The sequence below is a fragment of the Halomonas hibernica genome (assembly GCF_013183775.1).
Lineage (GTDB): Bacteria > Pseudomonadota > Gammaproteobacteria > Pseudomonadales > Halomonadaceae > Vreelandella > Vreelandella citrativorans.
In genome coordinates, this window is the sequence record NZ_VIFN01000006.1 from 1 (window position 1) to 26,429 (window position 26,429).

A 26,429-nucleotide genomic window follows, 5' to 3' on the forward strand; every position below is an offset into this window, starting at 1 on the left:
CAGCTCAGTGCGAAAGTTTTTCCCGTGGCTGCCTAAAAAGGCGGCTGTCATACCACGCTCGCGCTGAAGTTCATGAACCAGGTCACCGGCATACTGGCTCAGTACGGTCATCTCCTGAAGATGATTCATTTCAGACACAATCGCTTTACGTTCTAAAATACCTGACACTGCTAGCCAGGTCATGGCTAGCAATGGCAAGGCGAGAACCAGAATAAACTTACGGCCTATAGTAATACGGTGTAATACCTGCAGCATTATGTTTTCTCACATGAAAAGGATAATTTATGACAACGACGTTGAAAAGCTGACCATAAACTGCGCGTGTGCCTGTGCATTAATGGCTTGCTTACTTTTATCGGCAATGAGCGTTATAGCTGAAGCCATGAGGGGAGAAGATGATTCCAGGTTTGATCTAAGTCAAATTTAATTAAAAATCAGACTTGTCTATCTTGACGGTAAGTCTTTATGATGCTTTTTTAAGTCTATAGTTGATGTGTTTAAAGTGCGTTTGATTTTTTCTTATAAGTTGTTTTTTTAATGGTGGCGGCGCTGTTAGATAGCAAGATGTCGCAAAGGCGATGATGGGAAGGTGTGTGATCTAGATGGCGTACTGGTGGTGTTAAAGTCGTATGTTTAATGTCTGCTCACTGGGTTGTCTGAGAGGATCGAGAGCAAAGAAGATCAACATTACATGTTAGATAGTGCGCCCAGAGCGCTTTTTCATATCAAAAGTGACCAGGCTCACGAGGTATCACTAAATGCCGATCTTTAAAGGCGGTTTGATGTGACAAACCGCCCGAATAGATAAAGTAATATAGTTAATTGTTTGCCTGCCGTGACAGGATTTCAACAAAACGCTGGCGTGCCGGTGCAGGCAGGTTGTCGGGCAGATCGTCTTCCGTTGCGGTGGTGTCGCCGACCTGAATTAGCATCACCATGCCCATGGTGTAATGTGGCGAGCACTTAATGCCCCAAATGCCCTCGGCATCCAGCGTTACCTCAATCTCTTCGTTAATATTGCCTACAAATGCCTCGCCGCCTTCGGGGATCATGCCGTCAATAGTGGCCGCATTATGCCCGGGCGCGGTGGCTAGAAATTTCACCGTATCGCCAGGTTGAACAACAAGATAGTCCGGTGCGAAAGGCATGGACCCGGTAGCGTTGCGGTTCAACATCTCAACAGTATGTGTGTCGGCCAGAGCCACCAACGGTAGCAGGCCAAGCAGAACAACAAGTCGTCGCATCATTTTCATAGTGAGTAAGCCCGTGCATTAATGAGTAAGAAGCGCGCCCTTGGGGCACGCTCAATGTGGCGGCGCAATGCCTCACGGTGATAGGTCAAATTCCGCTAACTGGTTGGCGAGTGCTTCCAGCGCAAAAATAGCTCGAACCGAGGGGTCCATCGCATGGGCATCAATCTCAATAATGCGGCCTTGTTGCACGGCTTCGGTCATGCTGGTGACAGGGTCTGACGCAAGATACGCCCGCTTGGCGGCAATGTCGTCGGCTGGAAACCGGCGGCGATCCATTCTGGCGGCAGCAATAAACGTGGGATCGCTTCTAACAATGGTTTCCCAACCGACGGTGGGCCACTCCTCTTCTGATGTCACGACGTTAACAATGTCCAGCTTCGACATCATCCAACCGGGCACGCTGTTAACACCTGCCACATAAGGGTCGATTCCCAAGTCGGCGGAGGAGTACCAAAACACGCCGGTGATATCGTCCGGTAAATCAAGAGCCGCTGCCTTTTCGATGGCGGCATCTTCACGCGTCTTCAGTTCGGTAATCAGCTTGTCACCGCGCTCGGCAACATCAAACATCTGCGCAAGCGTCGCGATGCTGTTGTAAAGCAGTTCGGTATCAAACAGTGTCGTGCGGGCGCCGTCCATGCTCTGGTGGTTGCTTTTGCCAATACACTCCGTTGGCATGGTCCAGCTGGGAATGCCCACATCGGCAAACATCTCAGGCGTACCGACCACACCTGAGGGTCCAATCATCCACTCATAGGCAGATATCACTAGGTCAGGCTTGGTAGCCACCACGCTTTCGTAGCTTGGTGCATCGTCAGCCAACCGTTCTATATTGGCGTCAATGTCAGCAAACTCCGCCAGTACCGGGTTAATCCAGAGTGCGGTGCCAGCAACCGTATCTTCAAGGCCCAGCATGTAAAGGATCTCGGTGGGCGCTTGGCCGATACTCACTACCCGCTCAGGGGGCGATTCTAGTGTGATCTCGTGCCCGCAGCTTTCAAGCGTCAAGGGGTAATCGGTGGCGGCATAGGCGGTTTGCCCAAGCCAAAGGCTGGCGACAGCCGCCGTGGTTAATCTCAACATCATGTACACTCCCGTGCATGATGAGCAGGCCGCTGGCGTGTAGCTGGCTAAGTAGCCAGCCGAGCCGACCCGCTCGATGAAGGTTAGGGTGTCGGCAGGTCTCCTGACTGACGGGTCGTCGCTAGCTCACCTTCCCAGACATAGCGTCCAGTGGCATTGTCGAGCATCGCTCGCCGCCTACAGTTGCGGGGGCAGTTCCGTTTCGCGGCCAGGCCACGGCGGATTCTCTATTAGGTTCTCGAAAGAACACCGACGTGGCTATTCTAGGGGGTAACGATGAGGCTTAACATGGTTAAAATTAGCCTGGGATCACCTCTTTCTGGTTGCGATAAGCGCGTGGCGTACCTAACTTGAGGGGAAACTTCCAGGAGCAAGGATGCCATGGCTAGCTACCCCGCCTCATCAGTATTTGATACCCAACGCTCGCTGTGGGCAGCCATTCTGATGGGAATTGGTGTCATGGCCGCTGTCGATGAAATCGTCTTCCACCAACTGCTTCAATGGCACCATTTTTTCGATTTCTCCACACCTGCGTTTGGGATTCTCTCGGACGGTTTGCTGCATGCCTTTGAACTCCTTGCCATCGTGGTTGGGGTGTTTATGCTGCTTGATCTTTCCCAGCGCAAACGGTTGTCGATCCCATGGGCTCAAGCGGGCTTCTTTCTGGGGATGGGCGGGTTTCAGCTTTTCGATGGTGTTATTAACCACAAGATTTTACGCCTGCACCAGATTCGCTATGGGGTTGATCCGCTGATGTATGACGTGGTGTGGAATGGCGCGGCGATAGGATTATTGTTGGTAGGCGTCTGGCTGCTTTTTCGCGCCAAGCATTTGGCGCGTCGTTAAGCATGCAGGCTCACGATCACGCCGCTCATGGGTCGATGCTTGATTGGCTGCCCGTGGCACTGATCGTTCTACTTACGCTGGCGTATCTTCTGGCCGCTTATGCCCAGCGGCAACAAACAGCCGGATGGAGCGTTTGGCGAAGTATCTTTTTTAGCCTGGGTAGTCTGCTGATAGCTATCGCCGTGGCGCCCCCTTTAATGGCTTGGGCGCACCATGATCTAGTGGGCCACATGGTTTTGCATCTATTAATTGGTATGTTTGCACCGCTCGCTTGGGTACTGGCCGCCCCGGTTACGTTACTGCTACGCACTTTGCCTCAGGCGGGCGGAAGACAAGTCGTCGCTTTGCTACACAGCCGGTTTGTGCGCTTTGTTTCACACCCGGTTAGCGCTCTTGTGCTCAATATCGGCGGTATGTACGTGCTCTATTTAACACCGCTTTATGCGCTATCTCTCCATCACCCGATAGTGCATGTTGTCATACACCTGCACTTTCTTTTGGCCGGTTACCTGTTCTGCTGGGCGATTCTGGCCGAGCCCGATGTGTCGCCCCATCGGCTGAGCCTGCGTTTTCGGCTGGGCGTGCTGTTTGCGTCTATTGCCACTCATAGCCTGTTGGGCAAGCTGATGTACGGCTACGGTTGGCCTCGTGGTACTGGCCATTCGCTTGAGGAAGTACAGGCCGCCGCCCAATGGATGTATTACGGCGGCGACCTGGCGGAAGTGCTGTTGGCCGTGGTGTTGTTAACGCTTTGGTTGCGCAAGCCCGTTGAGCGGCGTGAGGGGTTATTTAAAAAGACGAACGCCGTATAAGCCGCGTTCGATGAGTATTTAGGTAGGTGTCATGATGTTAAGTACGCTTGGACGCCGCTAGGACATACAAAAACTCAAGCCCTAGAGTAGCCGTGGCAAGCGAGGTAATGTCGCCGTGATCGTAAGCCGGGTTGACCTCTACGGCATCCATGCCCACTAGGCCGCGAATAACTTTTAGCAACATACCGCCACATACCGGTGTGCCGGTGCCCGGTGCAAATGCAGGGTCGAACTCATCAATACCTGCGCGGCCGAAAAACTGCACTTAAGCCAGCCAGCGCTCAGCCATGCACTAAAGCGGCTTCGCGAGGCGCTGACTAGCGAGTACTGACTAGTTAGTGAATAAAGCGAACGTAAATATAGCCCAGTGACAGAAGCGCCAGGGTAGCGATTGCTAGCCAGCTCCAGGCATTAATCAGGCGTGAAGGGCGCTGGGACACCGGCACGGTTGAGCCGTTTGCCGTCAGGTGGTTGAGGGTAGCCAGCACCGGGCTTATCAAAAACGCCACGACCATGACAAAGTCCATAAACAGCCGGAAGTTGCCCATCAAGGTATACAGAATCACCACGGCCAGTAGTGATAAGCCCACCATGCATACAAAAAATGCGCGGCTGCCCTCAATCGTACGGCTCTCTTCCGTGGCGCCTTCCGGGCGTGTAAACGTATAGTAAGAGGCCGTGATCATGCGTGGAAAGCCATCCAGCACGGTCAGCAGTGTGGTGAGCATGACGGTAAACGCGGAAATACCCACGACCACGCCGCTCCACTCGCCCAAGGTGTTGGTATAAAGGCCAATCACTTGGCTCGCAAAAGCGACGGCACCATCGGCGGGCGTTATTGCCTGGCTGTGCATCACGCCAGCGCCCATTACGACAAAACAGGCCGCCAGGACGGCCGCGCCGATATAGCCGATATTGAAGTCGATTTTTTCGGCGGCAGTGCCGCTGCGCACGCCCTGATTTTTATTACGCGCCTCTGACCACAGTGAGTTCATCACCGCGAGCGTAATATCAGACGGCATCAAGCCAAGCACCGCTACCAGGGTAATAAAGGTGGCTGTACTAAAAAGAGGAGAGACGGCTGTCGCGGGGTAGAAGGTCCAGTCGACCAGGGGCACGGCCACCAGGGCAGCCAACAGGGTGGTGACGCTTAAGATGACAATAAAGACTTTATTGACCCAATCAAGTAGCTTGTAACCGCCTGCAAATGTCAGCACGCAGCACAGGGCAATCAGTATCACGGCGATGGTTGGTGGGCTTAACGTCATAGGCACGATACTGCCGGCAAGACCTGCCGTGGTAATCGCAATGGCGGCAATAATAATCGCCGAGACAGGTATTTGGACCAGCGCAAACAGCGCCACTACAGATTTACCAAAGGTCTGGCGGTAGCCTTCAACCAGCGACTTGCCTGTGACGCTGACATAAAATGGCCCGAAGAAAAAAGACGGATACTTAAGCAGTATGGCAAGTAAAATAAAGACCAGTAAGCCGATGCCATACTCCGCCCCAGCACGCGTTGATTGAACAACGTGAGACGTGCCAATGGCCGCACCCGCAAATAAAAAGCCGGGGCCAAGCGCGGCCAGGTATTTGGCATACATGGATGTGACCGGGGGAGAAGCCGTCAGCGTGCTGGATTCTTGAGGGGGCATGGTGGGCTCCTTGTGAGCAAGATTTTATTGAAATGTCATTATTGTTTTAAGCGATTCTGATCGCGGGCCGCTATGTTAGCTCAGTCTTTGATGGCTTTCATGCGCTATGCGCTGTATGACGCTACTCACGTATAGCAAAATCATTAAGGCTGGCTAAATGGCGACGGTGTTACGCTAGTCGGGTTTGCTTGCGCTGGGTCAGCCTTTAAGCTGATATGTATTTATCGTAACGTTCTGAGTCTGTACTGAAACGGCAGTGCAAGGCAGAATTCAAAAACGCACAGATGGCGAGCAGGACATTCGTTAACTAGGCGTCAGGCTGTTAGGCTTTGTACGAAAACTGCTTGCGCTCGACCATACGGCGTTAAAAACCAGCTCAAAATACTCATTTACCCATGTAAACTCCGTTTTTTCGCTGATTTTTGCCTTGCCTGATCTTCGCTCAGCGACTTTTCGTGCAAACCCTAGGGTAATAAAACGTTTAAGAGGCGCGCTACTATGCTGACTGTTTTCATTTATTTTATGATTTTTATAGGTGTCACGGCCGCTTTATACCAAGTGTATGAGGTTAACTATAATATTAATTTTGCCAATGACTTGAAGCTTTCAAGCGGCGATAAAGAGCGCTTAAGCGAGCTTTCGCATAAAGCATTGTTGGCGAAACAAGCAGGCGGGTCAGCCGACTTTGACCAGGCGGTCGCTCAAACATTTGGGCCTCAGATGGATCATCACATGGCGCTCCTGGCGTTTACTGAGGAAAAAGCGGGCACCTATGCCATTCCACTTCTGCGCCGCAGGGAGCAGCTTGATGTCAGCGGCGAGTTACGTGTGCGGCATTTATCATTGTGTAAAACCCGGCTGCCCACATGGGATGCCCGCGTACTGATGATTTCACTGGTGATTGTGAACAGCATGCTGGCGCAGTTCCTGGGGGGAATGAGTATCTATACGCTGTTATACCCTGTTGCATCGCCCGCCTTTACCTGGCTGAATGAACCTGTGGTGCTGATGCTATTAACTTTCGTGCTGATCGCCATCTCTCACGGCATTTCCCGGCTTGATATGTATCTGCACGACCTGTATCAAATTGGAAAGCTGGCCCGGTTAACATCGGCAGACAATCGTCATCTGCATAGCCAAAAAGCGTAAGTCGCTAAAACGAGCGTCTGAAAATGGGCATCTGACACCTGACAAGCAGCGCCTAACAAGATGCCAGCATTGCTCTTAGCTGTTCGCCCAAAAACGCCATGGCCTCTTCGCTGCGCGGTGTCCACGGGTGGCCATAGCTTAAGCGGGCGCAGTTCTGATACCCCTGCGTGGCAGAGAAAATAGGCCCAGGTGCAATGCTGATCCCGTTTGCCAGGGCTATTTGAAACAGGCGCAGTGAGTCCACCGGCTTGGGAAATTCAAACCACAGAAAGTATCCGCCCGCAGGGCGTGTTGCGCGGGTATCCTCGGGAAAGTAGCGTGCCGCCGCCGAGAGCATACGGGCTTGCTGAAATTCCAGCGCCAGGCGCAGCTTGCGCAAATGGCGGTCGTAGCCGCCGTGCTGAAGGTAATCTGCAATGGCTACCTGAGCGGGCACCGAGGGTGAAATTGTCGTCATCAGTTTCAGCCGGGAAATGCTTTCGGCGTAGCGCCCTCCGGCTACCCAGCCGACCCGATAGCCGGGCGCCAGGCACTTTGAAAACGACCCGCAGTGAATCACCAGCCCTTCATCATCAAAGTGCTTAACCGGCACGGGGGGCTTGGCGCCAAAATAGAGCTCGGCATACACATCATCTTCGATCAGCGGTACCTGATGCTGCTTCAACAGCCCATACAGCGCCTGCTTTTTGGCCGTACTCAAGCTCGCCCCAAGCGGGTTTTGCAAATGGCTCATCAGCCAGCAGGCTTTAATTGGGTACTTGGCAAGGCTGTCTGCCAGCTTGTCCAGGTCGATTCCTTCCCGTGGATGAACAGGGATCTCGACCGCCCGTAACTTCAAGCGCTCCAATACCTGAAGGCTTGCGTAAAAGGCCGGGGACTCGATGGCGACAAGGTCACCAGGTTCGGTCACGCACTGAAACCCCAGGTTGAGGGCTTCCATGGCGCCATTGGTAATCACCAATTCCTGAGGCGGTAGGTGTACGCCTGCCAGCCGATAACGCAGGGCGATCTGGCGGCGCAGTGCCGTATCGCCTGCAGTCATATCGGTGATGATGGCGTTGGGAGAAAGCTCGCGCAGCCCTTTGGCCATGCTGCGCGCCAGGCGGGGAAGCGGAAACAGCTCAGGGCTTGGAAAGGCCGAGCCAAAAGGCACCGTATCGACATTTTGAAGCGACCCCAGCACTGAAAAAACCAGTTCACTTACCGCAATGTCGGCCGTTTCAGGGTGGCCCAAGGTCATTTCGGGCTCGTTGAGAAACTGCTGCGCCTGTTCGCGGACAAAGTAGCCCGAGCGTGGCCGCGACACGATTAGCCCCTGCTTCTCCATTAGGTAGTACGCTTGAAACACCGTCGATGGGCTAATGGCGTAGTGGCGGCTGGCCTGGCGAACTGAGGGCACGCGTTCCCCCGGCGCCAGCACACCACTGCGGATAAGTTCGGATATTTCCTCGGCAAAGCGTTCGTAGCGTTTCATGTTCTTCCGCCGCTAAAAGCAGGCCAAGAGGATACGCGAACGGCGGTAAAAAACCGATGGCCAAGCGCTACATCTGGCTGATAATCAGCGCCGCGTTGACGCCACCAAACCCAAACCCGTTGCACAGCACGTGTTGAGTGGGCTGGGTGCGCGTTGTTAGCGGGATAAAGTCCAGATCCTGCATATCTTCATCGCAGTGCGTCAGGTTAAGCGTGGGCGGCAGTTGGCCCGTCGTGGCAGAAAGCGCTGAAAAGATGCTCTCAACACCGCCCGCAGCCCCCAATAAATGGCCCGTTGCCGATTTGGTGGAAGAGATCGGAATGTGTGGCAGAGTGCTACCAAACACGCGCCGTAAGGCGGCAATTTCTGCCCGGTCGCCCACTGGGGTTGAGGTGGCGTGGGCATTGATATAGCCAATCTCATCCGCGTTAAGCCCCGCCATTTTCAGCGCCGAATGAATAGCGGCGGCAGCACCGTTACCATCCTCTGGCCCGGCAGTAATATGGTAGGCATCAGCACTGGTACCGTAGCCGCTAATGACGGCCAGCGGCGTGGCGCCGCGCGCTTGTGCATGTTCAAGTGTTTCAATCACCAGCAGGCCCGCACCTTCGCCCATCACAAAACCGTTACGGGTGCTGTCGAAGGGGCGCGATGCACTTTCAGGCTGCTCATGCTCGGTGGAAAGCGCTTTGAGCGCGTTGAAGCTCGCTAATGATAGTGGATCAATACACGCCTCGGCGCCGCCTACTAACGCCACGTCGGCTTCACCGCTACGGATTAGACGCATGCCGTCGCCAATTGCTTGCAGGCCCGCCGCACACGCCGTCACCGGGCAGCCCAAAGGCCCTTGAAAGCCATAGCGAATCGACAGATTGCCCGCCGCCATATTGGCCAGAAACGCCGGTACGGTAAACGGCGACACCCGACGGTAACCTTTCTGCTGTAGCGTTTGCTGGGCCTCGGTAATCGTGGGGAACCCGCCAATGCCGGAACCGATAATGGTCGCCGTGGCGCGGCGTTGTGCTTCGTCCGTTGGCTGCCAGCCAGCCTGCTCAAGCGCCTCTTTTGCCGCTGCCATGGCGTAAAGGCTGAACAGGTCCAGCTTGCGGCGCTCTTTGGCATCTGCGATACCATCCAGACAAAGCCCTGCCTGCGGGTCATCAGTTGAGTGGGCAACCGCACCGGCAATTTTGATAGGCGTTTGAGCGGTATCAAAGCGGGTAATCTGGCGAATCCCTGAACGGCCTTGCAGCAGAGTGTCCCAACTTGTCTTGACGTTGCATCCCAGCGGGCTGACCATGCCCATGCCGGTGATAACAATAGGTGAGTGCATAGCGGCTCCTCAGTGCTTTAAATACGGCTACGCTAGCAGTACGCATTATATGATCAAGATAATATTTAGCAGGATTATTTAGCCAAACAATTTAGCCGAACGATTTAGCAGTACATAACGAGGTCAACATGCCTTATCCCAAAAGCCATAAGGCGAAAACCCGAGAGCGTATCCTGGCGTCAGCCACTGAACTGTTCAGCCGATACGGCTTTAATAAAGTCTCCATCGGTCAGGTCATGAAGCTGGCCAGAATGACCCACGGGGCTTTTTATTCCCACTTCGCCTCCAAAGAGGCGTTGTATGATGCCTCTGTGCGTAAAGCGTTGGATGGCAGCCGGGCGGCACGTTTGGTAAAAGGGCCGCTCTCCTTGCAGCACCTAACGGAGCTGGTCTCTAACTACTGGAATCTCCAGGAGCTTGAGCGTAAGCAACAGCCAGGGCCGGAAGCGGTGCTGTTTAATGAAATAGGCAGCGAGAAAGCCGAGATTCGTACCATGTTTGAGGCGTCTTACCTGCGGATGAAAAAGATGCTTGAAATGCGCTTGCTTGCCTTGAGTAAGCTAAAAAAACTCCCCTTTGCCCACGACCGCGAGGTGATTGCCGATAAGTCGCGGGTTATTCTGGCCGCGCTGGTGGGGGCTGTAGCCATTGCCAAAAGCCTACCCGGTGAGGAAGAGCGTCAGCATGTGTTATTGGCGACCCAGCGCCAGATTTTGTTAATGCTGGGGGTGAGCGAAACGGAAGCAGAAGGGATGCTGCAACGCGTTATGTCGGCCTAGGCCCGCCAGTGGGCAGGGAGAGTATCGGTGAGAAACTGCTGAAACGCCAGGACCTTGGGCGTTAATTCACGCCGATGCCGGACACAAAGATAAAACTCTAGTGGGTCAACCTCCAGGGGCTCATCAGCCGCAAACGGCGGCGTAAACAGTGCGACGAGCTTGCCCTGCGCAATTAACGGTTCTGCAATAAACGCCGCTAACCGTGTGATGCCACCACCTTCAATGGCCATCTGGGCCAGCGCATCAATGTCGTCGCTGATCATACGTGCCTTCACCGGCACATCGAAACGTATGCCGTTGCGTACCGCGCCCCAGCCGAGATAGCGCCCATCCAAAGGAAACCGAAATATCAGGCAGCCGTGCTCCAACTCCTTTCACAAAGCTCTCGATGCCACGTAACGCAACCATAAGCCATACCTTAATCTTTAGCGATATTCGTAACATTAACTTACGGCTGTACTTATCGTGAGCGTGCTTCTGAATTTTTCCAAGCCACTGTAGAGTGCACAAACACGTTTGATAGATAAGGTAATTCACCCATGACAACCCGCCGCTACCCAGAACAGCGCCTGCTTGCAGCGCGCAAGCTGCACCCACGTTTTACGCCGGTCATATTTGCATTATACATGTCGACGATTATGGCGTTCTTAATGACCCTGATTATTACCGCCGTTAATGCGGGAGTGAGTGATCACTATTTCAGCCAGGTATGGCACGCCTATCGGGTAGCCATGCCCAGCGCCTTTGTGTGCATTTTGGTAGTACGGCCACTGGTCGCCCGTCTTGTACAGCTTACGATCAGGTCGCATTGAGGTAATTATGCCGCTTGATTTTTGCGCATACTGCTCCTGCCGGTGACGATGTTTGGAAAAGCTCATGTCATGCATCAAAGGTTGAATGGCTTTATTAAAACGCAACATGAGAGTCTGTAACGTTTTATAAAGATGTGGTGGTCGAAATCAACTGCCGTCAAGCGGGCTGTACTTGGCATCAAAACAAACCATGACAGCTTATTGTCGGCTTTCAAACCGTAGGGAGTACCCGTGTGAGAATAGGCGCACCTAAGGAAACGAGTCGGGGAGAAGCACGTGTGGCGCTTACCCCTGAAAGCGCAAAGCAGATCCAAAAGCTGGGCCACGAGTGTCTGATTGAAACAGGCGCTGGTCTTGCGGCGGGCTTTAATGACAACGCTTATCGTGATGCGGGCGTTACCGTAGTGGATAGTGCTGACGCTCTTTGGCAGGGCGCTGAGGTGGTCATTAAAGTCCGCGAGCCTTCTGATGAAGAAGCGGCACGACTACGAGAAGGACAAACGCTGATAGCGTTTTTCTGGCCCGCTCAAAACGAAGCGCTGCTTGAGAAGTGCCGTGCCCAAGGTGCCACCGTGATCGCCATGGACATGGTGCCGCGTATCTCGCGGGCCCAGAAGATGGATGCACTCTCGTCGATGGCCAATATCGCCGGTTACCGCGCGGTAATAGAGGCAGGTAATAACTTTGGCCGCTTCTTTACCGGCCAGGTAACGGCCGCCGGTAAAGTGCCTCCGGCTAAGGTGCTGGTAATTGGTGCAGGCGTTGCCGGGCTTGCGGCCATTGGTACCGCCACCAGCCTGGGTGCTGTGGTGCGTGCCTTTGATGTGCGTCCGGAAGTCTCCGAGCAGATCGAGTCGATGGGAGCTGAGTTCCTGTTCCTGGATTTTGAAAACAGCGAAGACAGCGAAGACAGCCAGGATGGCTCGGCAAGCGGCGGTTATGCCTCGCCCTCAAGCCCCGAGTTTCGCGAAAAACAGCTGGCTTGTTTCCGCGAACAGGCGCCTGATGTGGACATCGTTATTACCACTGCGCTGATCCCCGGGCGCCCGGCGCCCAAGCTGTGGCTTGAAGATATGGTCGCGGCCATGAAGCCCGGCTCGGTGATTGTCGATCTTGCGGCTGAAAAAGGCGGCAACTGCGATTTAACCCAGCCCGATGAGCGTATCGTCTCCGATAACGGCGTGATTGTGGTCGGCTATACCGACTTCCCCTCACGCATGGCGACCCAGTCGTCCTTGCTGTATGCCACTAATATTCGCCATATGCTGACCGATTTAACGCCTGAGAAAGATGGCGTGATCAATCACAATATGGATGATGACGTGATTCGTGGCGCGACGGTGACTTACCAGAACGAAGTGACCTTTCCGCCGCCTCCGCCCAAAGTAAAAGCGATTGCTGCGGCCAAACCGAAGAAGAAAGAAAAAGAGCCGACGCCTGAAGAGAAAAAAGCCACAGAAGCGGCGGCGTTTAAGTCCCAGACCAAACGCCAGGTCGGCATATTGGCGATCGGTGGTGCGCTGATGCTGTTGCTCGGTCAGGTCGCGCCCGCCTCTTTTATGCAGCACTTTATTGTCTTCGTGCTGGCGTGCTTTATCGGCTTCCAGGTGATATGGAAAGTTAGCCACTCGCTGCATACGCCGCTGATGGCGGTGACCAATGCGATCTCCGGCATCATTATTTTGGGGGCGATTTTGCAGATTGGCTCAGGCAGCGCGGTGGTTAGCGTGCTGGCGGCTATTTCGGTACTCATCGCAACGATCAATATTGTGGGTGGCTTCCTGGTGACACGCCGGATGCTGGCCATGTTCCAAAAATCCTGAGCGGCGGAGAGACGATATGTTAGGTCAAGGATTCGTATCTGCCGCGGCGATTGCGGCAAGCGTACTGTTTATTTTATCGCTGGGTGGGCTTAGTAATCAGGAAAAAGCCAAGCGCGCTGTGTGGTACGGCATTGTAGGGATGGCCGTTGCGGTGTTTTTCACCGCCTTTGGGCCGGGCATTGGCGGCTACTGGTGGTTGATCCCGATGATGATTATCGGTGCAGGCATCGGTACCTATATGGCGGGTAAGGTCGAAATGACCGAAATGCCCCAGCTGGTTGCCGCCCTGCACAGCTTTGTGGGTTTGGCTGCCGTGTTTGTGGCATGGAGTGCGGACCTGGAGCGCCGCCGAGTGCTGGCTGCCCGTGCGGCTGATGGTGCCATGCAAGAGTTTTCGGCGTTTGCCGCGCTGGTGGCTACCAAGGCCCCCGATGAACTGACGTTTTTGCAGATTGAGGTCGTGCTGGGCATCTTTATCGGTGCGATCACCTTTACAGGCTCCGTGATCGCCTTTGGCAAGCTGGCGGGCAAGGTGGATGGCAAGCCGCGCCAACTGCCAGGCGGGCATCTGCTGAATGCTGGGGCGGCAGTGCTTTCACTGTTGTTGGCGGTGCTTTATCTCAACGGTGCAGGCTTCTGGACGTTGATTTTGCTGGCCGCACTGGCTTTCTTCATCGGTTATCACCTGATCATGGGGATTGGCGGTGCGGACATGCCGGTGGTGGTGTCGATGCTCAACAGCTATTCCGGCTGGGCGGCGGCGGCTATCGGTTTCACGCTCTCTAATGATCTGTTGATCGTGACCGGCGCGCTGGTCGGCTCCTCCGGGGCGATTCTCTCTTACATCATGTGTAAAGCGATGAACCGCAACTTCGTTAACGTGATTCTGGGCGGCTTTGGCGGAAGTACTGGGCCAGCGGCAGAGATCGAAGGCGAACAGGTGGCGATTGATGCTGGCGGCGTGGCCAGTGCCCTAAACGATGCCGATAGCGTGGTGATCGTGCCGGGGTACGGTATGGCTGTCGCGCAAGCTCAAGGTGCGGTCAGCGACCTGGTGCGCAAGCTGCGCGCGGCAGGTAAGAACGTACGCTTTGGCATTCACCCGGTGGCGGGCCGTTTGCCGGGGCACATGAATGTGTTGCTGGCCGAGGCCAAGGTGCCTTACGACATTGTATTGGAGATGGATGAAATCAATGATGATTTCGCCAGCACCGATGTGGTGATCGTGATTGGCTCCAACGATATCGTCAATCCGGCCGCTGAAGAAGATCCGAACCGCCCCATTGCCGGTATGCCGGTCTTGAAGGTCTGGGAGGCCAAGCAGGTGTTTATCTCCAAGCGTGGCCAGGGCACCGGCTACTCGGGCATCGAAAACCCGTTGTTCTTCAAGGAGAACAGCCGGATGTTCTACGGCGATGCCCGCGATAGCCTGACCGCATTGCTACCGCTGGTCGATTAACGCTCCACAACGCAGTGCAACCCAATGAACAGGGCGCCCAAGGGCGCCCTGTTCGCGTTTAATCGGCACGTCTCGATCACTGTCATGGTTACCGGGAAATGGTCTTGTTGCTTGTGGATTAAAAATTACTATCACGTTGTTTGCTAAATGCAAGTTGTAGCTATAGCTAATGTGCTTTAAAACAGTCTCATGTCAATGAGTCACCCGCTCGCGCGTTTTGGAAGCGTTATGCCGAGAGACGTCATTGGGTGTTCCTCTGGCTACGCCAGGGGTAAGAGCAATAAGGGGAGATGAACGCATGAGTGGTAAATGCCCGGTAATGCACGGCGGTAACACAGCCGCCAGCAAGTCCAACACCGACTGGTGGCCTAACGCCCTGAACCTGGACATCCTGCACCAGCACGATACAAAAACGAACCCGCTGGGTGAAGAGTTTAACTATCGCGAAGCGCTGGAAACGCTGGATGTAGAGGCACTGAAAGCGGACCTTCGCGAACTGATTACCCAGAGCCAGGAGTGGTGGCCAGCGGACTGGGGCAGCTACGTAGGCATGTTTGCCCGGGTGGCCTGGCATGCAGCAGGTTCTTATCGCCTCGCGGACGGCCGTGGCGGCGGCGGTACCGGCAACCAGCGTTTTGCACCGCTGAACTCCTGGCCGGATAACGCCAATACCGATAAAGGCCGCCGCCTGCTGTGGCCGATCAAGAAGAAGTACGGCAACAAGATTTCCTGGGCCGATTTGATGATTCTCTCCGGCACCATGGCCTATGAAGTCGCGGGTTTGAAAACCTTCGGCTTCGCGTTTGGTCGCGAGGATATCTGGCACCCGGAAAAGGACACCTACTGGGGCGCTGAAAAAGAGTGGCTGGCACCGTCCGACGGCCGCTATGGCGACGTGGCAAAGCCCGACACCATGCATAACCCGCTGGCCGCCGTGCAGATGGGCCTGATCTACGTGAACCCGGAAGGCGTGAACGGCCAGCCTGACCCATTCAAGACGGCCGCCCAGGTGCGTGAAACCTTCAAACGCATGGCGATGAATGATGAAGAGACAGTGGCCCTGACGGCGGGTGGCCACACTATCGGCAAGTGCCATGGTAACGGCACGCCCAGCGATCTAAGCCCGGAGCCCGAAGCGGCTGGGCCTGAGCTTCAGGGTCTTGGCTGGATGAAAACCAAGGGCCGTGGCATTGGCCGTGACACCTTGGTAAGCGGTATTGAGGGCGCCTGGACCAAGAACCCGACGCAGTGGGACATGGGCTACTTCGAGATGCTGTTTGGTCACGAATGGGAGTTGAAGAAATCCCCCGCCGGGGCTTGGCAGTGGGAGCCTGTCGACATTAAGGAAGAGGACATGCCGGTAGACGTGGAAGATCCTTCCATCCGCTGCATGCCGATCATGACCGATGCCGATATGGCCATGAAGGTCGACCCAATTTACAACGAGATCTGCCAGCGCTTCATGGCGGATCCGGCGTACTTTGATGATGTCTTCGCCCGCGCCTGGTTCAAGCTGACCCACCGTGACATGGGTCCGAAAGTGCGCTACGCAGGCCCAGATGTGCCTCAAGAAGACCTGATCTGGCAAGACCCGGTGCCCGCTGGGCCGGCCGATTACGACGTTGACGCCCTGAAAGCGCGTATCGCCGCTAGCGGTTTGAGTATCAGCGACATGGTTAACACCGCCTGGGACAGCGCACGCACTTATCGTGGCTCTGACATGCGCGGTGGCGCCAACGGCGCACGTATCCGCCTGGCACCGCAAAACCAGTGGGAAGGTAATGAGCCCGAGCGCTTGGCCCGCGTGCTGGCAGTGCTTGAACCCATTGCCCAGGAAAGCGGCGCAAGCCTTGCTGATACCATCGTACTGGCGGGTAACGTAGGTATCGAACAGGCAATAAAAGCCGCTGGCTTACGCGCTACGGTGCCCTTTGCCCCCGGCCGTGGTGATGCAACGGATGAAATGACCGATGCCGAGTCGTTTGAGGCGCTTGAGCCTTTGGCGGATGGCTTCCGCAACTGGCAGAAAGACGCCTACGTGGTCAGCCCCGAAGAGATGCTGCTGGACCGCACGCAGCTGCTCGGCCTAACGGCTGCTGAAATGACCGTACTGATCGGCGGCATGCGCGTATTAGGCACCAACCACGCAGGCACCCAACATGGCGTGTTCACCGAGCGCGAAGGCGCATTGACTAACGATTTCTTCGTGAACCTGGTGGATATGACCAATACCTGGCATCCGGCGGGCGACCATTATGAGATTCGTGATCGTCAAACGGGTCAAGTGAAGTGGACAGCCAGCCGCGTTGATCTGGTGTTTGGCTCCAACTCGATTCTGCGCGCCTATGCCGAAATCTACGCTCAGGATGATTACGTCGAGAAGTTTGTCAGCGACTTTATTGCCGCTTGGACAAAAGTGATGAACGCTGATCGGTTTGATTTAGCGTAATGCCACGCGCCCCATAAGGGGCGCGTGAGCAGTCACTGTTATTGGTGTACCCAGTCTTGCCCGCATCGAAAGATGCGGGCTTTTTTATTGCCTGAGAAAGCATTAGCGATGCAATTAATCTTCAGTAGACGTACACAAGACGCAGGCAAATCGCTACTCTGGCAAACCCGGGCAGCGCGTTGGTGTGGTTTAGAAACCATAGTGGCACTGCATACGCCTTCTCCCAGCTTTGACAACCCAAGGTGAACCGTGAAACGAGGCAAGTGGATAGTGGCCGTTTGGCTAGTGGTGCTGCTCAGCTGCGTAGTGCCTTACACCCTTCTGACAAATACCGCCGCTTGGTACGGCAGCTTTCTTTTCTGGACTTGCGCTGGACTCGTGGTGATTGCACTTAATATCTTTATTACCCAGGATTTTAAGGAACACGATCGTGACTGAGGCGATGATCTGGGGGGCTATTGCCCTTTATCTACTGGTAGCGGTCGGGATTGCAGTTCTCTCGCGGCAGGGGGCTGCGAACAGTATGTCGGGCTATTTTCTGGGTAACCGGCAGATGAATGGGTTTGTCTCGGCGCTAAGCTACAGCGCAACCACCTATAGTGCTTTTATGATGGTGGGTCTGGCCGGGCTTACCTATGCTGGCGGCGTCGGTGCGCTGGGCTTTGAAATTATCTACTTTGCGGGTGTTTCTTTGGTGGCTATTTTCGGTCCGCGTTTTTGGGCTGTCGGCAAAAAATTTGGTTTTGTTACTCCCAGCGAGATGCTGGGACATCGTTATAACAGTAAGCCTGTCGCCATGGCCGTTGCTATCACCAGCTGTATCTTTCTGATCCCTTACTCTGCTGTGCAACTGGCCGGCGTGGGATATCTGCTGGAAGGCATGACGGATGGCGCCATCACGTTTACCACCGGGGTGGTAATGGCGACGTTAATCGCCGTTTTCTTTTCCTATATTGCCGGTATTCGTTCGGTGATGTGGACCGACTCGTTACAGGCGCTGATGATGATTGTTGCCTCAACGCTGGTCGCATTGCTGGTGATCCAGGGGCTGGGTGGTTTCAGCGGCCTGTTTGGCACGCTTGAGGCGGAGCATCCTGCGGCCCTCACTGTTCCTGGCACGGGGCTTTTTAGCCTGGTGACCTTTTTGGGGCTGAGTATTCCCTGGTTCTTTTTTAGCCTTTCCAACCCACAGGTCAGCCAACGTCTGTTTATGCCGGCATCGTTGCGCGCCATGCGCCAAATGCTGATTGGCTTTTTGGTGTTTGGCTTTATCTATACGCTGGTGTCCGTGCTGTGGGGGTTCTCGGCATTGGCAGCGTTTCCTGATCTTGCGCGGGCTGATCTCGCTACACCCACACTGCTGGCCTCTGGCTTTGTACCCCCCGTGCTGGGAGTGATCGTGATGGTGGGTATTATGGCGGCAGCGGTCTCAACGATTGATTCAATCATGTTAACTCTGGCCGCCATGTTCTCTCGGGATGTCTACGCCAACGCCAAGCCAGGCGTAAATGAACAGCGCCAACTACTGGTGGGAAAGATCGTTGTGCCGGTTATTGCCCTGCTGGCGCTTGGGTTTGCTGAGCTGCAACTGGACTTGATTGCTGTGCTTTCCGTGGCAGCTTCATCTGGTCTGGTCGCCATGGTGCCCGCGATTATCGGTGCTTTTTACTGGAAGCGAGGCACTGCGGCGGGGGCGTTGGCAAGTATCGTGGGGACCAGTGTGTTCGTGCTGGTGATGTATGCCACCGGTAATTCGCTGCTGGGTTTGCCGGCCGGTATTTGGGGCATCGTGGTAGCGGCGGCGCTTTTTGTTAGCGTAAGCCTCACCACCACACCTCATGCCGCTTCAAGGGATGCTTTCCTTGAGGCCGTAACGGAAGTGCTGGGGCGCAACAAGCGTGTGAAGGTTGACGCGCCCTCGGTATAAGCCCGGTAATTAACGCCATTCTGCCAACTGCAGGCGATGGCTCACCTGAGCCTGAGTAGCGCTAACCGGCTGTAGCCACACCTCGGTGCCGGGCAGGCACTGGGAGAGCAGGGCACAGGCGCTGGGGGTAATCGCGCCCATGCGTGGGTAGCCACCAATGGTCTGGCGATCATTCATCAAAATGATTGGCTGGCCATCGGGCGGCACCTGTACAGCTCCCAGCGGAATGCCCTCTGAGATTACCCCGCTTACATTACTTTCAAGCGCTTGCCCAGTAAGTCGAATGCCCATCCGGTCAGCGCGCTGATCAACGCGCCAGGGTTGATTAAATAATTGATAGAGGCTGCGGCCCGCAAAGTGGGCCGCCTGGGCACCTAATACCATTGGCAGCAGACAGCGACCGTTAGGGATAGGCAGTTGAGTGCTTGCTGGAAGCCGGCGTGGCGTCACTGACGCGCCCTGCCAGTACAGGCGGTCGTTGAGCTGTAAGGGTTTGCCATTCTCATAAAGCCCGCCAAGCTGCTCACGGGTCGTGCAGGCGCGGCTACCCAATACCACTGGCGCCTCAAGCCCACCGGGAAAGGCGAGGTAGGCACGTAGCCCGGCACGTGGCTGGCGAAAAGTGAGTGCTTGCCCCGGGCGTAAGGTGAAGGGCGCGTTAACCGCCAGCGGCTTATCATCAAGGCGCGCCTCAAGGTCGGCCCCGGCCAACGCTAGGCACACGCTTGCGTCGGTTTCCAATGTCAGGTTGCCGCCCATCACAATCTCTAGCGCGGCGCTCTCAAGTGGATTGCCCAGCAGCCAGTTGGCCCAGCGAAACGAGATCCAGTCGGCGGCGCCGCTTTGGGTAACGCCCAGGTGGCCGACGCCGAAGCGCCCGGCATCCTGAATAAGCGCAAGGGGACCTGCCTGCTTTACGGTGATGCTGGCCTGGCTCATGCGCGCTCCTCCAGCGGGGTTGTATCACCTCCGGCAGCTTCAAATTCGGCTTGAGAGATGGCCTTGAAGCGTACCTTATCGCCGGGTCGCAACAGTGGTTCGCCACGTTTTGCGTACTCAAAAAGCGGCACCGCCGTGCGGCCGAGAATATTCCAGCCGCCAGGCGAAAGCAGCGGGTAAATCGCCGTTTGGCGCTCGGCGATGCCTACGCTCCCGGCTGTCACCCGGCATCGTGGGGTTTTCAGGCGAGGAGTGGCCAGGTCTTCATCCACCAGCCCCATAAAGCCATAACCCGGCGCAAAACCAAGCGCAAAAACGCAGTAGTCGTGACCGCAATGGCGCGCAATCAACTGCTCAATACTTAACCCGGCGCCTTGGGCCACTGCCGGTAGTTCAGGCCCCACGCTTGCGTCGTACCACACCGGGATTTCATGCAGTTGACCCTGCTGTGTATCGGCAGGCTGAAGACCCTTGAGAGCCTCGCGGATGCGTGACGTTGCCTCAACGAAGGTCATGCGTTGGCAGTCGTAGTGAACGAGCAGGGTCGTATAAGAAGGAATAAGATCGATCAGCGCATCGCTAAAGGCGTGGCGCAGGGCAGTGTCTGCGGCCATGATCCAGCCCATATTGCGCTCATTGATCTCATCAAAAAGACGCACCGTGAGGGCGTCCATGGCAGCAGTTTCAAGACGCAGTTTCACGCGGACTCCAACACCTTGAAAGCTTCACGGATCGCACGTACGGCGGCAATCGACTCAGGGTTGTCACCATGAACACAGAGCGTGTCGCAAGGAAGTCGCAGCGCTGAGCCGTCGCGGGCGGTCAGGGCGTCGCCCTTGGCCAGCGCAATGGCCTGGGCCACGATAGTCGATTGGTCGTGGTGAACGGCACCCGCCAAGCGACGCGATGCCAAGTGGCCGTTGGGCTCATAGGCGCGGTCAGCAAAGGCCTCAAACCAGAGCGTGATGCCCATTTTAGCAGCCAGTTCGCGATGCGGCTCGGTATTGGCGGTGGCCATTACCATCAGCGGAAGGCTTGCATCAAACGCTCGAACGGCACGCATCGCGCCTTCCAGCAGCTCAAGGTTGGCAGCCATATCGTTATACATGGCGCCGTGCGGCTTGATATAGCTAAGTTCGCTACCCTCGGCGCGGCAAATACCGGCAAGCGCGCCCGCCTGATAAAGAATCATATCTTCGACTTCAGCCGCCGAGCAGGCCAGGGAGCGCCGCCCAAAGCCGATTAAATCCGGATAGCCTGGGTGAGCGCCGATCTGTACCCCATGCTGAACAGCCAGTGCCACGGTACGACGCATGACGTGAGGATCGGAGGCGTGGTAGCCACAGGCGATATTGGCGCAGTCAACAAAAGGCATGACCTCAGCGTCCAGCCCAAGCGTCCAGTTACCGAAGCTTTCACCCATGTCGCAGTTGAGCGCGGGGAGCTTTTTATCGGTCATTATTGACTCTCCTGGTGAGCGGTCGATCAGCATGGCGTGTTGGGCAGGGCCATCGTTTGGTAGCACTGATAAGCGCTTAAAATAGTTTCGTATTGCACTTGATGTGCCATTACGAAGTCGTCGCCATAAATCGTTTCGTCCGGATACTCGGTAATCAGTTGCAAAGGGGTTAACTGCTGATCATCACGTGTCAGTAAATAAGGAATGTGGTGACGCGAGGAAAACTCCAGACGGCCAGCATGGGCTTCAAACGCTTTAATCTGTCGCTGGTTATAGGCGACAAGACCCGGCACGTTTGCCAAGTGAGCGGTTACGCTCTCAAGCAATGCGTTGGCTTGAGTTTCCCACTCTTGATGATAGCGAATGACCAGGAAGAACCCCTTCGGAATGGACCATAGCTCAAAGTTACGCGGCACGTAGCCGGTCAATGGACGAGTCCACTCGTGGGCGGGATAGCCGTGCAGGTTAATGTGTAGGTAAGCATCACTTAATGCTTTGGCACGCTCGCGGATAGCTAGCTCAAACTCGCCGTTGGCGGGCTGTGCCTGGAGGTCGTTGCCAAATGCGGTATAGCGTGCAGCGTGATGCATATGGGTCGGCTGCTCGGCGACCAAGCGCTGTTGCAGGCGATAGCCATCAGGATTCTCAAGGGGTGAAAGTACAAAGTGTGCCTCAGCCTGCTGCGCCAAGTCGCGCCCGGCCCGAAGTGCGCCAACGATACCAGACGGCTCATTGGCGTGCTGCGCTGCGCTAATCATCACGGCACGATCGCTGCCTGGACGGTAGCGTGCGGAGAGTTGTCGTCCGCTGCGGCTTTTAGTGTGGATTGCTTCGCCGCCTAATGCCTCCAACTGCGTGCTGATTTGGCCAACGCTCAGCGGGTGGGAGGCCGTATCGAGCTCAACCTCTGCCTTGGCGGGTGCCTCTGTGGTATTCAGCGGACGCAGGGTAATGTTCAGGGAAGGAGATGCGTCCGGGCGAGTCTTGATTTCAGGCACAATTTGGCCTGGCTGAATCGAACGATCGCCGAGCGGTAAGCCTGCAAGGTGCTGATAATACTCCAAAAGCGAAAAGTATAATTCTTCATGCAGGGCCTCGGCCAAGCTGATGTGCTCTAGCCCAAAGGGTAAGCATGTATCCTGGCTTGGCAGCGTAACGCTGATATTTAGCTCTTCAAAGTACGGCTGCTCGGTGGGCCAATCAGTTCGGGTGACAGCTTCTATCGCCGCCTCAAACAGCTTGGCGTAATCACAGGCGTAAAAAGCGCTTTCGGTGTTGCCATCGCCAGTGCTCCACTCGACCCAGCCGCAAGGAGAGAGTTGCCAGGTATTGATGTGGTCCAGATGGTGGCGGTTAGGGGCCGCGACACGGACCTGCTCTTGTGCGCCATCGCTATCGGTAAGTGTCAGTTCGTAGTGGTAACGTCGGGTTTGCGTGTCACATGCTACGGGTTCCCAGCTGAGTGCTACGTTGGCATCAAGCAGTCCTGCCAGCGGGTAGGCTTCCAACAAAAAACGCTGGGGCGTTTCCAAAGGTGCTGGGTAGCGGATATGAATAGCCCGTAGCGACCGCTCGGGCAGTACCTCAATAACATAGTGCACCAAGGGCTTATAGGCGCTGTAGAAGTGCGCCTTAATGCCATGTTGTGCAAGTGTTTGCTCAGCCTGCTGACGTGCGGCGAGGTCATCAAATACCCAAGCGTTAAGCGTATCGCCAGACGACAGCACTGTCTGGTATTGTGAAACGATGGCATCTACGCTGCGCTCAAACGAAGTCTCCAGTAATGTGATCATCGTGATGTCCGCCCAGTAGGATCAAGGGTATCGCGTAGCCAGTCTCCCAATAGATTGAGACCCAGCACGGTGAGCAAAATCGCCACACCAGGAAATACGCTGACCCACCACGCGGTTTGCAGATAAGTACGGCCCTCTGCCAGCATGCCACCCCAGCTAGGAATAACGGGGTCAACTCCCAAGCCCAGGAAGGTTAGGCTGCTCTCCAGAAGAATGTTGTTGGCGACGTTAAGTGTCATCAGTACAACAACCGGGCCAAGCAAGTTCGGCAGCAAGTGCTGAAAGAGAATTCGCCAGTCACGCACACCAATGGCCTGTGCCGAGAGAATAAATTCGCGATCTTTAAGTGATAGCACCGAGCCGCGTACCAAACGAGCGTACTGCACCCACTGTGAGATGATGAGCAGAATGATCATGTTGGTCAGCCCACCACCGATGACGGCGATGAACGTAATGGCGAGCAGAATAAAGGGCAGCGCAAGCTGCACATCGGCAAAGCGCATCACGAGCATATCGACAATGCCGCCATAATAGCCCGATAAAAGCCCCATAATAATACCCAGCACTACAGCACCTAACGCGGAGTAAAAGCCGACCTTAAGCGATATTTCACCACCGATGACCACGCGTGCTAATACATCGCGTCCCAGTGGGTCAGTACCTAACGGAAAGCTACCGTCGACCAAGGGAGGCGTGAGGCGCATGGCGAGATTGATACCGCTGCCGCCGTCTGGAAATAGCCAGCCTGATAGCAGAACGGCCAAGGTGATGCCGCCCACCAACAGGGCGCCCATGATAAATTCAATACTTTTAAAATGTCTTAGATCCAGAGAGTTTGCCGACATAATGATACCTAGCTCTTGCGCACGCGGGGATCAACAAAGCCATAGGCGATATCGACCAGCAGGTTGATTGAGATAATCATCAGCGAGAGGACGGTGATAACGCCCTGCAGTACGGGGTAGTCGCGGGCAGCAACAGCATCAAAGGCCAGCGTACCCAGCCCAGGCCAGTTGAAAACACGCTCAACCACAACAATACCGCCCAGTAGGCCGCCGAATTGCAGGCCGAAGTAGGTAATCAATGGAATAGAGCAGTTGCGCAGTGCGTGCTTATAGAGCACTACAGAATTGGATAGGCCTTTAGCACGCGCCACCATGATGTACTGAGAGCGTAGGGTTTCCAGCATGGTTGTTCTGACCAGACGCACGTTGGTTGCGGTAAGAATAATGCCCATGGTCGCCGCCGGCATAATGAAACTCTGCCAGCCCTCCATACCGCTGGGGGGCAGCAGATTAAAGGTAATGGAGAACACTAATACCAGCATGATAGCTAGCCAAAAGTTGGGGAAGGAGAGCCCCACCAGCGAAACAATCCGAATGACCTGATCGGGCCATTTACCGCGTGAAACAGCGGCCTTTACTCCTAAAGGAATCGACAGCGCAATTGAGATGAAAAGGGATGCAAAGGCCAGCGCCAGGGTGGCTGGTAGGGCGCGGCTAATCAGCTCGCTTACGGATGTGCCGCCCATAAAGCTGCGTCCCATGTCACCTGTAAACAAACCTTTTAAAAATTCCAGGTACTGCACTAAAAACGGTTGGTTGAGTCCAAGAGCCTCGCGAATACGCTCCAGGTCTGCTTCGGTAATGCTGCCTGCACCTTGGGCGAGCATAACGGCCGGGTCGCCGGTGAGGCGAATCGCAAACGACACGATCAACGTGACGGCTACAAGCACAAACAGCGCCTGTAGCAGTCGGTAGAAAAGAAACTTGGCCACGTGGCCTCCCCACTCAAAATAGGCACCGCCGCCCACAAGGACGACGGCGAATTAGGCTTACTCGCTGACGTCGACGTTAGTGAGACGTATCCGGTTGTCAGGGGCTGGCTCAAAGTTCGTCACACGGCTACCCACGCCGTACAGCGCATTTTGGCTATACAGAGGCATCTCCAAGGCACGCTCTTTGGTATAACGTGCGATGAACTGAAGCAGGGTTTCGCGCTCTTCGCGGTTAGTAATGCCGCGTTGAGTGTTCAGCATCTCATCCAACTGGGCATCGCTGTCGTAGGGGTTCCAACGTTCGCCAGTGTGGTACATCAAATACGCAGTGTTATCGAAGTCAAACGTCCAGCCTCCCCACTTTTGCTGGAACATTGCGCCGGTACGTCCCGCTGGAATAATGTCATTAAGCAATACGTTGGTTTCGTAAGGTTGGATAGAGACATTAAGCCCAACGCCTTGCAGGTAGGAAGCTACTACTTGAGCGACTTCGGAAAAGGTAGAGTCGTTTCCGCGTACATCAATCTGCAGTGAGGTGCCAGGTTCAACACCCGCTTCGGCGAGCAGTTGCTGGGCGCGCTGCGGATCGAAGGGGTAGGGGTCAAGCGAGGGATCAAAGCCAAACGACTGGCTGCCTTGGAAGCTGGCGATAACATTGCCTTCACCTGCGAGTACGGCGTCGACGATCGCCTGACGGTCAACCGCCATGATAATCGCCTGACGTACTCGCTCATCGGCGGTAATGCCTGACTGGGTATTAAAACGCAGAGCTTCTACCGTAGGAGAAGCGACGCTGACAATCTCCGCATTAGGATGATTATTGATGGATTCGATCATGCCGATCGGAATAGTGGGCGGTAGTACCAAGTCGACTCGGCCGGACTGTAGCTCGGCAACGGCAGTGGAAGGCTCAGAGATAAAACGGTAAGTCACACTGTCGAGCTTGGGTGCGCCACCCCAGTGATCCGCAAACGCTTCCAGCTTCACATCAGAGCGTGGTGTGTAGTCGACTAATTTAAAAGGACCGGTACCGACAGGATGAGTATTAAAGTGGTCGTCACCATGCTCTTCAATATAGCCAGGCGGTACGATCATCGCGCCATACCCGGCCAACTTGGTGAGCAGCACGGGATCCGCATTATATAAGAAGAAATCAACGGTATAGTCGTCAATGATCTCTACATGAGAAATAGCCGTGTAGTTAGAGCGTTGTGGCCCGCGTGAGCCCTCTTCTCCGAGCAGACGGTCGAAGGTGAACTTAACCGATTCAGCATTGAACGGTTCATCATTATGGAAGACCACGCCTTCACGCAGCGTAAAGCGGATGCGCTTACCATCATCCAGCTCTTCCCAACTGGTGGCCAAGCCTGGTACTAACTCAAGGTCGGGGCCTCGGTAGGTCAGACCATCGAAGATGTTAGTGGCCACTGAGGCCCAGTTCACCAAAAAGGTGTCAATCGGATCCCAACTGCCCGGATCCTGCGGTGAGGCTATAGTGATTGAGCCCGCGTAGCTGGTGCTTGCAGCAGCCATGGCAGCAGCCAGGGTGCATGCTTGGAACAGTTTTGTCTTTTTCATTAGTATCATTCTCCAAGGGCTTGTTATTT

Annotated in this window: 25 protein-coding genes, 1 pseudogene and 1 riboswitch; of the genes and pseudogenes, 11 read left to right on the plus strand and 15 right to left on the minus strand. The window is 55.2% G+C overall.

The window, feature by feature from the left end; translation table 11 throughout:
• From FKN99_RS10560 to FKN99_RS10570, 3 genes are all read right to left on the minus strand, one after another.
• On the minus strand, positions 1-255 hold a 255-nt coding region (locus tag FKN99_RS10560), incomplete at its 3' end, for a nitrate- and nitrite sensing domain-containing protein (RefSeq protein WP_172117808.1).
• 563 nt (positions 256-818) lie between these two features.
• Positions 819-1,253: a pseudoazurin gene (locus FKN99_RS10565; protein ID WP_172117809.1), complete on the minus strand. Its 435-nt coding sequence runs from the start codon at positions 1,251-1,253 to the stop codon at positions 819-821.
• Positions 1,254-1,325: 72 nt separating this feature from the next.
• Positions 1,326-2,339, minus strand: a complete 1,014-nt coding sequence (locus FKN99_RS10570; protein ID WP_172117810.1) for an ABC transporter substrate-binding protein — start codon at positions 2,337-2,339, stop codon at positions 1,326-1,328.
• A 73-nt stretch (positions 2,340-2,412) separates the two neighbouring features.
• Positions 2,413-2,605, minus strand: a riboswitch (cobalamin riboswitch).
• A 112-nt stretch (positions 2,606-2,717) separates the two neighbouring features.
• Between FKN99_RS10570 and FKN99_RS10575 the strand changes: the two genes are divergently transcribed.
• Positions 2,718-3,182 carry a DUF2243 domain-containing protein gene (locus FKN99_RS10575; RefSeq protein ID WP_087110788.1) on the plus strand — a complete coding sequence of 155 codons (465 nt, stop codon included), beginning with the start codon at positions 2,718-2,720 and terminating at the stop codon, positions 3,180-3,182.
• Positions 3,183-3,184: 2 nt separating this feature from the next.
• Positions 3,185-3,994: a cytochrome c oxidase assembly protein gene (locus FKN99_RS10580; protein ID WP_172117811.1), complete on the plus strand. Its 810-nt coding sequence runs from the start codon at positions 3,185-3,187 to the stop codon at positions 3,992-3,994.
• Positions 3,995-4,031: 37 nt separating this feature from the next.
• Here FKN99_RS10580 and FKN99_RS10585 read toward each other — a convergent pair.
• Positions 4,032-4,235: pseudogene (locus FKN99_RS10585) on the minus strand (arginase family protein); the annotation flags it as partial.
• 18 nt (positions 4,236-4,253) lie between these two features.
• On the opposite strand from FKN99_RS10585, the gene FKN99_RS10590 reads away from it, so the two are divergent.
• Positions 4,254-4,325: a LysR family transcriptional regulator gene (locus tag FKN99_RS10590; protein WP_253927032.1), complete on the plus strand. Its 72-nt coding sequence runs from the start codon at positions 4,254-4,256 to the stop codon at positions 4,323-4,325.
• Positions 4,326-4,329: 4 nt separating this feature from the next.
• Here FKN99_RS10590 and FKN99_RS10595 read toward each other — a convergent pair whose 3' ends face one another.
• Positions 4,330-5,649, minus strand: a complete 1,320-nt coding sequence (locus FKN99_RS10595) for an NRAMP family divalent metal transporter (RefSeq protein WP_172117812.1) — start codon at positions 5,647-5,649, stop codon at positions 4,330-4,332.
• Between the two features lie 498 nt (positions 5,650-6,147).
• Here FKN99_RS10595 and FKN99_RS10600 point away from each other — a divergent pair, with 498 nt between their 5' ends.
• On the plus strand, positions 6,148-6,798 hold the full coding sequence (locus FKN99_RS10600; protein WP_172117813.1) for a hypothetical protein: 651 nt from the start codon (positions 6,148-6,150) through the stop codon (positions 6,796-6,798).
• Positions 6,799-6,850: 52 nt separating this feature from the next.
• Here FKN99_RS10600 and mapR read toward each other — a convergent pair whose 3' ends face one another.
• Both mapR and fabF read right to left on the minus strand, forming a co-directional pair.
• Complete coding sequence (mapR, locus tag FKN99_RS10605; protein WP_172117814.1) at positions 6,851-8,272, minus strand: GntR family transcriptional regulator MpaR; 1,422 nt, start codon at positions 8,270-8,272, stop codon at positions 6,851-6,853.
• Positions 8,273-8,339: 67 nt separating this feature from the next.
• Positions 8,340-9,605, minus strand: a complete 1,266-nt coding sequence (gene fabF / locus FKN99_RS10610; RefSeq protein ID WP_172117815.1) for a beta-ketoacyl-ACP synthase II — start codon at positions 9,603-9,605, stop codon at positions 8,340-8,342.
• 128 nt (positions 9,606-9,733) lie between these two features.
• Between fabF and FKN99_RS10615 the strand changes: the two genes are divergently transcribed.
• The gene (locus tag FKN99_RS10615) at positions 9,734-10,384 is read left to right on the plus strand and encodes a TetR/AcrR family transcriptional regulator (protein WP_172117816.1); all 651 of its coding nucleotides are present in this window, start codon (positions 9,734-9,736) and stop codon (positions 10,382-10,384) included.
• Here the strand turns inward: FKN99_RS10615 and FKN99_RS10620 are convergent.
• A complete protein-coding gene (locus FKN99_RS10620; RefSeq protein ID WP_253927024.1) occupies positions 10,381-10,752 on the minus strand; it encodes a LysR substrate-binding domain-containing protein in 372 nt (123 codons plus the stop codon). The two genes, FKN99_RS10615 and FKN99_RS10620, sit on opposite strands and share 4 nt — an antisense overlap.
• Positions 10,753-10,923: 171 nt before the next feature.
• Here FKN99_RS10620 and FKN99_RS10625 point away from each other — a divergent pair, with 171 nt between their 5' ends.
• The 6 genes from FKN99_RS10625 (at position 10,924) to FKN99_RS10650 (ending at position 18,854) form a co-directional block, all read left to right on the plus strand.
• Complete coding sequence (locus FKN99_RS10625) at positions 10,924-11,196, plus strand: DUF2798 domain-containing protein (RefSeq protein ID WP_172117817.1); 273 nt, start codon at positions 10,924-10,926, stop codon at positions 11,194-11,196.
• Between the two features lie 233 nt (positions 11,197-11,429).
• Positions 11,430-13,019, plus strand: coding sequence for a Re/Si-specific NAD(P)(+) transhydrogenase subunit alpha (locus FKN99_RS10630; RefSeq protein WP_172117818.1), 1,590 nt, complete (start codon positions 11,430-11,432; stop codon positions 13,017-13,019).
• A gap of 16 nt (positions 13,020-13,035) precedes the next feature.
• On the plus strand, positions 13,036-14,478 hold the full coding sequence (locus FKN99_RS10635) for an NAD(P)(+) transhydrogenase (Re/Si-specific) subunit beta (protein WP_172117819.1): 1,443 nt from the start codon (positions 13,036-13,038) through the stop codon (positions 14,476-14,478).
• A 298-nt stretch (positions 14,479-14,776) separates the two neighbouring features.
• Positions 14,777-16,927 (plus strand): catalase/peroxidase HPI, encoded by a 2,151-nt coding sequence (katG, locus tag FKN99_RS10640; protein WP_172117820.1) that lies wholly within the window; start codon positions 14,777-14,779, stop codon positions 16,925-16,927.
• A 249-nt stretch (positions 16,928-17,176) separates the two neighbouring features.
• Entirely contained in the window at positions 17,177-17,365 is a 189-nt protein-coding gene (locus FKN99_RS10645) for a hypothetical protein (RefSeq protein ID WP_087110851.1), read from the plus strand.
• Positions 17,358-18,854, plus strand: a complete 1,497-nt coding sequence (locus FKN99_RS10650) for a sodium:solute symporter family protein (protein ID WP_172117821.1) — start codon at positions 17,358-17,360, stop codon at positions 18,852-18,854. Before FKN99_RS10645 ends, FKN99_RS10650 begins: the two co-directional genes overlap by 8 nt.
• Positions 18,855-18,863: 9 nt before the next feature.
• On the opposite strand, the gene FKN99_RS10655 is transcribed toward FKN99_RS10650, so the two are convergent.
• Genes FKN99_RS10655 through FKN99_RS10685 form a run of 7 tightly spaced genes read right to left on the minus strand, consistent with a single transcriptional unit; the run spans position 18,864 to position 26,400 of the window.
• Positions 18,864-19,793, minus strand: coding sequence for a 5-oxoprolinase subunit C family protein (locus FKN99_RS10655; protein ID WP_172117822.1), 930 nt, complete (start codon positions 19,791-19,793; stop codon positions 18,864-18,866).
• Positions 19,790-20,494 carry a 5-oxoprolinase subunit PxpB gene (gene pxpB / locus FKN99_RS10660; protein ID WP_172117823.1) on the minus strand — a complete coding sequence of 235 codons (705 nt, stop codon included), beginning with the start codon at positions 20,492-20,494 and terminating at the stop codon, positions 19,790-19,792. Before pxpB ends, FKN99_RS10655 begins: the two co-directional genes overlap by 4 nt.
• Complete coding sequence (locus FKN99_RS10665; RefSeq protein ID WP_172117824.1) at positions 20,491-21,252, minus strand: 5-oxoprolinase subunit PxpA; 762 nt, start codon at positions 21,250-21,252, stop codon at positions 20,491-20,493. The genes pxpB and FKN99_RS10665 overlap by 4 nt, the downstream gene beginning before the upstream one ends.
• Before the next feature lie 26 nt (positions 21,253-21,278).
• Positions 21,279-23,045, minus strand: a complete 1,767-nt coding sequence (locus FKN99_RS10670; protein WP_172117825.1) for a M14 family metallopeptidase — start codon at positions 23,043-23,045, stop codon at positions 21,279-21,281.
• The gene (locus FKN99_RS10675; protein ID WP_172117826.1) at positions 23,042-23,890 is read right to left on the minus strand and encodes an ABC transporter permease; all 849 of its coding nucleotides are present in this window, start codon (positions 23,888-23,890) and stop codon (positions 23,042-23,044) included. Before FKN99_RS10675 ends, FKN99_RS10670 begins: the two co-directional genes overlap by 4 nt.
• Before the next feature lie 8 nt (positions 23,891-23,898).
• A complete protein-coding gene (locus FKN99_RS10680) occupies positions 23,899-24,822 on the minus strand; it encodes an ABC transporter permease (protein WP_172117827.1) in 924 nt (307 codons plus the stop codon).
• 57 nt (positions 24,823-24,879) lie between these two features.
• The gene (locus FKN99_RS10685) at positions 24,880-26,400 is read right to left on the minus strand and encodes an ABC transporter substrate-binding protein (protein ID WP_172117828.1); all 1,521 of its coding nucleotides are present in this window, start codon (positions 26,398-26,400) and stop codon (positions 24,880-24,882) included.
• Positions 26,401-26,429: the final 29 nt, after the last annotated feature.

Bases quoted from the DNA above. Each gene is read 5' to 3' on its own strand.
- FKN99_RS10565 (WP_172117809.1), bottom strand. From the start codon at position 1,253: ATGAAAATGATGCGACGACTTGTTGTTCTGCTTGGCCTGCTACCGTTG.
- FKN99_RS10570 (WP_172117810.1), bottom strand. From the start codon at position 2,339: ATGATGTTGAGATTAACCACGGCGGCTGTCGCCAGCCTTTGGCTTGGG.
- FKN99_RS10575 (WP_087110788.1), top strand. From the start codon at position 2,718: ATGGCTAGCTACCCCGCCTCATCAGTATTTGATACCCAACGCTCGCTG.
- FKN99_RS10580 (WP_172117811.1), top strand. From the start codon at position 3,185: ATGCAGGCTCACGATCACGCCGCTCATGGGTCGATGCTTGATTGGCTG.
- FKN99_RS10595 (WP_172117812.1), bottom strand. From the start codon at position 5,649: ATGCCCCCTCAAGAATCCAGCACGCTGACGGCTTCTCCCCCGGTCACA.
- FKN99_RS10600 (WP_172117813.1), top strand. From the start codon at position 6,148: ATGCTGACTGTTTTCATTTATTTTATGATTTTTATAGGTGTCACGGCC.
- mapR (WP_172117814.1), bottom strand. From the start codon at position 8,272: ATGAAACGCTACGAACGCTTTGCCGAGGAAATATCCGAACTTATCCGC.
- fabF (WP_172117815.1), bottom strand. From the start codon at position 9,605: ATGCACTCACCTATTGTTATCACCGGCATGGGCATGGTCAGCCCGCTG.
- FKN99_RS10615 (WP_172117816.1), top strand. From the start codon at position 9,734: ATGCCTTATCCCAAAAGCCATAAGGCGAAAACCCGAGAGCGTATCCTG.
- FKN99_RS10625 (WP_172117817.1), top strand. From the start codon at position 10,924: ATGACAACCCGCCGCTACCCAGAACAGCGCCTGCTTGCAGCGCGCAAG.
- FKN99_RS10635 (WP_172117819.1), top strand. From the start codon at position 13,036: ATGTTAGGTCAAGGATTCGTATCTGCCGCGGCGATTGCGGCAAGCGTA.
- katG (WP_172117820.1), top strand. From the start codon at position 14,777: ATGAGTGGTAAATGCCCGGTAATGCACGGCGGTAACACAGCCGCCAGC.
- FKN99_RS10655 (WP_172117822.1), bottom strand. From the start codon at position 19,793: ATGAGCCAGGCCAGCATCACCGTAAAGCAGGCAGGTCCCCTTGCGCTT.
- FKN99_RS10665 (WP_172117824.1), bottom strand. From the start codon at position 21,252: ATGACCGATAAAAAGCTCCCCGCGCTCAACTGCGACATGGGTGAAAGC.
- FKN99_RS10670 (WP_172117825.1), bottom strand. From the start codon at position 23,045: ATGATCACATTACTGGAGACTTCGTTTGAGCGCAGCGTAGATGCCATC.
- FKN99_RS10675 (WP_172117826.1), bottom strand. From the start codon at position 23,890: ATGTCGGCAAACTCTCTGGATCTAAGACATTTTAAAAGTATTGAATTT.
- FKN99_RS10685 (WP_172117828.1), bottom strand. From the start codon at position 26,400: ATGAAAAAGACAAAACTGTTCCAAGCATGCACCCTGGCTGCTGCCATG.